This window comes from Glycomyces sp. NPDC021274, assembly GCF_040641195.1.
GTDB lineage: Bacteria > Actinomycetota > Actinomycetes > Mycobacteriales > Micromonosporaceae > Glycomyces.
The window spans coordinates 217,624-223,818 of the sequence record NZ_JBFADC010000009.1 but is presented as its reverse complement, the minus strand read 5'-3'; the positions used below and the strand labels follow the sequence as shown (position 1 = coordinate 223,818).

The window sequence follows — 6,195 nt, the reverse complement described above, 5'->3', positions numbered from 1 at the left end:
AGGGTGGCGGTGTGCCCGTGGCGAGTGGCGGCCTGGGGGGAGGAGCCGTACCCGGCGAGGAGCTGGTGCAGGGCTTCGGCGTGCCGGTTCGCCTGCGGGGGCAGGAGGCCGCCTTCATCCTCGGTGTCCTGGTCTTCTTGGCGCGGAGGCGGGCAGGCGGTCTTCAGGTACTTGTCGAGCAGGCGACCGGTGGCCTCGGAGAGCTGGCCTTCCAAGGCCCACATGCCATTGCCCTGCGGGATCAGCTCCAAGCGCTGCATCGACTGCTCGCCCAGCTCATCAAAGAGTTCGGACTCTTCGGCGATCGCGGCCCACAGCTCATCCAGGTGGCGGCGCAGCTCCTGGAACGAAGCGTGGGCGCAGTACTCGGCGACCATCGCTTCAGGAGTGGTGCACTCGACTGAAGCATCGAAGGGGGAGAGGACCGGTGCCCGGAAGGGGGTGCGGGCGAACAGGCGCATGGCCGGGGTCTGGTCGAGCTGGCGGACGGCATAGGCGACCTGGTCGATCCGAGCCTTCCCCGAAGTGGCAGCCGAAGCGAGGATCCGGAACTTGCCGGAGAGGCGGGCGATCGCGGCGATGTCGGCGGCGGTGCGGTTGTGGAAGTCGAACTGGGAGACCAGGAGATCACGCAGGGCCGAGTACCCGAACTCGGAGCGGTGGAGGTTCTGCTCCTTCATCTCGATCACCGAGGAGAGCACTGCCGCGTGCTGGGCGTTGATGAGGGCTGCGGCTGCATCGAGGGTGGAGCGGATGGCCTGGGCTTGGGTGCGGGGGTCCTGGGTGGGGGTGGTGGTGGCCATCGGTCACCTCCTCGTATATCCGGTTGATTTCGCTTGTTTGTGCTGTACCAAGCATAGATCGGTCAGGCAGGCATTGTCATCACTCAATCGGGTGATACAGCGGTGTTTCTGCTGGTCAACGGTACTGTGCCCCGCGCTCGGGCGTGTCGGCCCCGCCTCCAGGGGTGGATCCGGGGGCCGAGGTCGCAGTGCGACCGAAGCCCGCTCAGACCTCTTATCGCCGGCGCTTGAACGCCGAGGCGAACAGACCGGCAAGCCCGAGGACCCGCCCGAAGGGCCACCTGCCTCCTCGTCGCCGCCCGCCTGAACCTTGATCGAGGCGTACTTGAAGCCGGGGAGTGAGCTGCGTGTGCTCCTGCCTTGTCCTGCAACGGCTTTCGCGACCGCGGGGTAGGAGTGTTCGGACTGGTCAACACGCTCGCGGAAGTTCGCTACCCCTGCATCAGTTTCTCCGGCTGGGCGCGACCCCGGACCAGGAACAGCGACAGGATCGCGATCAGCGCGTAGGCCGGCAAGGTGGCTCCGGCGAGGGTCGTGAAGGTGTTGCTCGTCCCCGCGGCCGTCTCGTCGATGCCGCCGACGGCGAGGAACGTCGAGGGGTCGGTGAGCGCGTGCAGGAGCATCGGCCAGATCAGGAAGCCTGTGGCGCGCAGCGAGAGGTACATGGCGATGCCGAACACGAACGTGAAGCCCATGGTGAGCAGGACCGTGCCCAATGCCTGCCCCGAGATCAGGTTGGTGGCGTGCATCAGCGCGAACAGCAACGATGACAGCAGCATGACCGCCGGTTCGGAGTAGCCCGCCCGGCGGAGCATGTGGATCGCGATGCCGCGCGCGAGGATTTCCTCCGCGAAACCGATGAGGAGCCCGGTGGCGTAGGCCAGCACGATCACGCCCGCCGAATATCGGCCGTAATCGGTGCCGGCAGCGCGCAGCACGATGGCGAGCACGACGACGGCCGGGGCGATCCACATCCAAGCGCGGCCGCGCACCGGTTGGCGGCCGAAGAGGGGCTGGAACCATCGCAATGCGGCCACGGCGGCCAGGAGCAGCGCCGAGCCGACCAGTAGCGAGAGGGTGAGCTCGAAGAAGAGTGTGCTGGTGTCGCCGAAGGGCTCGTCGCCGATCCGGTCGTCGAAGAGCTTTCCCGCGAGCAGTCCGGCCCCGGTGTACAGGGCCAGGTAGACGGCGATGAACACCATCGCCCGCCACAGGCCCCCGCACTCCATGAACCGCTTGAACCGGTTCGAGGTCGACTCCGGTGCTGACATGGCGGTCTCCCTCGCATGTGGACGGTACTGGGCGAAACCTATCCTGCCGATCACGGAGAGTCAACGAGACGAAGGCCGCGGGGAGCATTCGCTCCCCGCGGCTTTCTTCGTACAGCTGCTAGCCGACCTTGGCCGCTTCGAGTTCGCCGGTCTCGGAGAGCTCGCGGTCGATCTCCTCGAACAGCTCCTCGGCGGCGAACCAGGCCTTGGCGGCCTTGGAGCGCAGCAGCAGGAGCGCCGCGGTGGGGAAGGAGCCGCACACGACGAGCATCGCGGCGGCGCTGACGAAGAACGGGGCTTCGTCCGGGAAGGTCGCGAAGTAGGCGCGGCCGAGGATCCAGAGGTACATCGCGCCGGGGACGATCGCGAGGGCCCACCAGGCGGCCTTGACCGCGTGGGCGCGGCGGCGGCCGAGGCGGACGGCGATGAACGGCATCGAGACGGTGACGGCGACGCTGAGCAGGATCGTGACCAGCCGTTCGACATCGATCGAGCCGATCACGTCGAGCATCGTGTCGTGGCTGGAGGAGGACCTGGTCGCGTCGAACAGGAACCGCACGCCGATCGAGTAGAGCAGCACGATCGCGGCGAACTGGAGCCAGATGACCCCTTGCGCGGCGAGAACGGTCTTCGGCTTGGCAGGGGGCCCGTGGTGTCCGAGTCGCACTGCGCTCCCTTCTCGGCCGCGGATGCGCGCCGAAGGATTCCCCCGGCGGACCATGCGGTCGACGCCAGGACGGTTGAGCTGGAGGCACGGCTCGCGAACTTCGCCGTGGCCGGGGGTGCCGCTTCCTGGGGAAAGCGACCTTTGAACGATAGCGAACCGCGTCCACTCGCGGGGACCCGGTGGGAGCCGGAACACGTTATGCGCTCGCTTTGACACGCCTTGACAGGCCCAATTCTGATAGCTACTGTCAAATGATAGTTACTTCCAGAATTGAGGAACCCATGGCTCCCGTCTCCGCCCGCCGCCGCTGGTGGGCCCTCCTCTCGCTCCTGTTCGGCCTGCTCGTCGTCGGCCTCGACGTCACGATCCTCAACGTCGCCCTGCCGACCCTCGCCGTCGACCTCGACGCCTCCACCGCCGAACTCCAGTGGATCGTCGACGCGTTCATCGTCGCGCTGGCCGCGCTGCTCCTGCCCGCCGGACTGCTCGGCGACCGGCTCGGCCGCAAGAAGGTCCTCCTCGCCGGCCTCGCGATCTTCGGCGCGGCCTGCGCCCTCGCCACCGCCGCCGACTCGGTCGGCGTGCTCATCGCCGCCCGTGCGCTCATGGGCGTCGGCGCGGCCGTGGTCATGCCCGTGTCGATCGCGGTGGTGCCCAGCATGTTCAGCGGCGCCGAGCGCACGCGCGCCGTCGCGCTCCTGACCGCCGGCATGGCGATCGGCCTCCCGCTCGGCCCGCTCCTGGGCGGCTGGCTCCTCGAGCACTACTGGTGGGGCTCGGTGTTCCTCATCAACGTGCCGCTCATCGTGCTCGGCTTCTTCGCGATCGCGTTCCTGCTCCCCGAATCGACCGACCGCAGCGCCCCGCGCCTCCAGCCGTTCGCCGCCCTCGCGTCGGTGCTCGGGCTGGGCGCACTGGTCTACGGCGTCATCGAAGCGCCCGTGGACGGCTGGCTCTCACCGGCCACGCTCATCGGCGGCATCGGCGGTCTCCTCCTCATCGCGGCGTTCGTGCTCTCCCAGATCCGTTCGGCCGCACCGATGGTCGACCTCGGCCTGTTCCGCGACCGGGCGTTCCTCTGGGGCTCGGCCATCGCCACGGCCTCCTCGATGCTCATGATGGGCGCGCTGTTCCTGGTGCCGCAGTACCTGCAGATCGTGCAGGGGCACAGCGCCTTCGGCACGGGGCTGCGGCTGCTCCCGATGATCGGCGGGCTCATGGTCGGCGGCCTCGGGGCCGAGCGGCTCGCCGCCCGGTTCGGCTACCGGGCCACGGTCATCGCGGGCCTGGTGCTCTCGGCGGCCGGCTGCGCCGCTGCGACCGCCACGGGCCCGGACACCGGTTTCGGCTTCGTCGCGCTCTGGCTCGCGGTCCTCGGTGCGGGCTTCGGCATGTCCCTCGTCCCCGCCACCGATGCGGTGCTGGCCTCGCTGCCGCCCGAACGCGCCGCGATCGGCTCGGCCCTGATGCAGACGCTGCGCCAGACGGGCGGCGCGATCGGCGTCGCGGTCTTCGGATCGATCGCCGCCAGCGTCTACCGCTCGGAACTCGACCTGCCGCCGCTCCCGGCCGAGGCCGAGCGCGCCGCCGAGGACTCCGTGGCCGGTGCCGCGGCGGTCGCCGATGCGCTCGGGTCGCCGGAGACCGCGGCGGACGCGTTCGGGGCGTTCACCGACGGCATGGGCGCGGTGTTCCTGGTCTGCGCGGTCCTCGCCGTCGTGGTCGCGTGCGCGGCGGGCCCGAGGTTCCCGAAGCACCCGGCGGCGGGCGAGGCACAATCGCAAGATGAACCGTCCCGGGCTGCGTGAGCGCAAGAAGATCGAGACCCTGCACCGGCTGCAGGAGGAGGCCCTGCGGCTCTTCGACGAGCAGGGCTACGACGCGACGACGATCGAGCAGATCGCCGAGGCCGCGGGCGTCTCCCCCTCGACCTTCTACCGCTACTTCCCGGTGAAGGAGGACGTGGTCGTGCAGGACGAGTACGACCCGCTCATCGTCAACGTCTTCGAGAGCCAGCGGGAGGGGGACGCGCCGCTGGAGGCCCTGCGCGCGGTCCTCGCCGTCCTGTTCGGCGAGTTCACGGACGAGGACATCGAGCGCGTGCGGCGGCGCGTGCGCATGATCCTCTCGGTCCCGGCCTTGCGCGCCCGCCAGGTCGCGCAGTCCGCGGCCACCGAGCGGCTGCTCGCCCAGATGATCGCCGAACGCACCGGCCGCGAAGCGGATGAACTGGAGGTCCGCCACTTCACCGCGCTCGTCGTCGCGTCATGGACCGTCGCCATCAGCGCCTGGTCCGAAACCGACGGCACCAAGGACGACCTCGCCGCCAACCTCGACAAATGCCTCGCCCACCTCGAAGCGGGCGCCCCGCTCTGAGCGGCGCGGGCGGTCAGTCGGGGAGAGCAGAGCGCCCGGGCAATCGGGTCAAGCGTCGCGTTCGATCATGTAGTCGCAGATGTCGACCAGGGCCTTCTGGGCCGGGCCTTCCGGGAGGGCTTTGGCCAGCGCGCGGGCGCGTTCCTGGTACTGCAGGAGCGTGGCCCGCGCCTTGTCCAATGCCTTCGAGCGGCGCAGGAGTTCCAGCGCCTCAGGCAGGTCCTCCTCCGGCACGGGGCCGGCGACGAGTTCGCGCAGGCGCGCCTCTGCCGGGTCGTCGCCGCCGAGGGCGTAGATCACCGGGAGGGTCGGCACGCCTTCGAGGAGGTCCGTGCCCGGGGTCTTGCCCGAGGAGTCGGAGGCGATGTCGATGATGTCGTCGGCGATCTGGAACGCCACGCCGATGACCTCGCCGAACTCCGCGGCGGTCGCGATGGTCTCCTCCGCGGCGCCCGCGAACCAGGCGCCGAACTTGGCGCACGTGGCGATGAGCGAGCCGGTCTTCTCCGAGAGGATCTCCAGGTGCCATTCGACCGGGTCGATGCCCTCGGGCTGCGGCATGGTCTCGTTGATCTGGCCGCGCACGAGCCGCGCGAACGTCGCGGACTGGAGGCGCACCGCGTCGATGCCGAGGTCGGCCATCATCTGCGCGGCCTGGCTGAACAGGTAGTCGCCGGTGAGGATCGCGACCGAGTTGTCCCAGCGGGCGTTCGCGCTCGCGGCGCCGCGGCGCACGAGCGCCTCGTCCATGACGTCGTCGTGGTAGAGCGTCGCGAGGTGTGTGAGCTCGAGGGCGACGGCGGCGTCGAGGATGCCCGGCCGGGCCGGGTCGCCGAGGTGCGCGCACGCGAGGGTGAGCATGGGGCGGAACCGCTTCCCGCCGGCGCGGATGAGGTGGGACCCGGACTGGCGCAGCAGCGGCTGGTCGGTGTCGACGGCTTTGAGCAGTCGTTCTTCGACGAGATCGAGCGAGGCTCGGATCTCTTCGGCGAAAGCCTCGTCGGAGAAGGTCAGCGCGGTCTGGGCGTGTCGGGTGGTCACCACAGCCACACCTTATCGCGTGATCGGCCTGGACTGT

The 6,195-nt window shown here is 69.6% G+C and carries 6 protein-coding genes; 2 read left to right on the top strand and 4 right to left on the bottom strand.

What is annotated here, in order from left to right:
- The 3 genes from AB0I03_RS19945 to AB0I03_RS19935 form a co-directional block, all read right to left on the bottom strand.
- A partial coding sequence (locus tag AB0I03_RS19945; RefSeq protein ID WP_360414909.1) for a hypothetical protein occupies positions 1-803 on the bottom strand: 803 nt, incomplete at its 3' end.
- Between the two features lie 431 nt (positions 804-1,234).
- Positions 1,235-2,074 carry a CPBP family intramembrane glutamic endopeptidase gene (locus tag AB0I03_RS19940; protein WP_360414907.1) on the bottom strand — a complete coding sequence of 280 codons (840 nt, stop codon included), beginning with the start codon at positions 2,072-2,074 and terminating at the stop codon, positions 1,235-1,237.
- Between the two features lie 118 nt (positions 2,075-2,192).
- Positions 2,193-2,741 carry a hypothetical protein gene (locus AB0I03_RS19935; protein WP_360414905.1) on the bottom strand — a complete coding sequence of 183 codons (549 nt, stop codon included), beginning with the start codon at positions 2,739-2,741 and terminating at the stop codon, positions 2,193-2,195.
- A 281-nt stretch (positions 2,742-3,022) separates the two neighbouring features.
- Here AB0I03_RS19935 and AB0I03_RS19930 point away from each other — a divergent pair, with 281 nt between their 5' ends.
- Positions 3,023-4,549 carry an MFS transporter gene (locus AB0I03_RS19930; protein ID WP_360414903.1) on the top strand — a complete coding sequence of 509 codons (1,527 nt, stop codon included), beginning with the start codon at positions 3,023-3,025 and terminating at the stop codon, positions 4,547-4,549.
- Positions 4,527-5,117 carry a TetR family transcriptional regulator gene (locus AB0I03_RS19925; protein ID WP_360414901.1) on the top strand — a complete coding sequence of 197 codons (591 nt, stop codon included), beginning with the start codon at positions 4,527-4,529 and terminating at the stop codon, positions 5,115-5,117. The genes AB0I03_RS19930 and AB0I03_RS19925 overlap by 23 nt, the downstream gene beginning before the upstream one ends.
- A gap of 48 nt (positions 5,118-5,165) precedes the next feature.
- Here AB0I03_RS19925 and AB0I03_RS19920 read toward each other — a convergent pair whose 3' ends face one another.
- Complete coding sequence (locus AB0I03_RS19920) at positions 5,166-6,098, bottom strand: polyprenyl synthetase family protein (RefSeq protein WP_360414931.1); 933 nt, start codon at positions 6,096-6,098, stop codon at positions 5,166-5,168.
- Positions 6,099-6,195 lie beyond the last annotated feature (97 nt).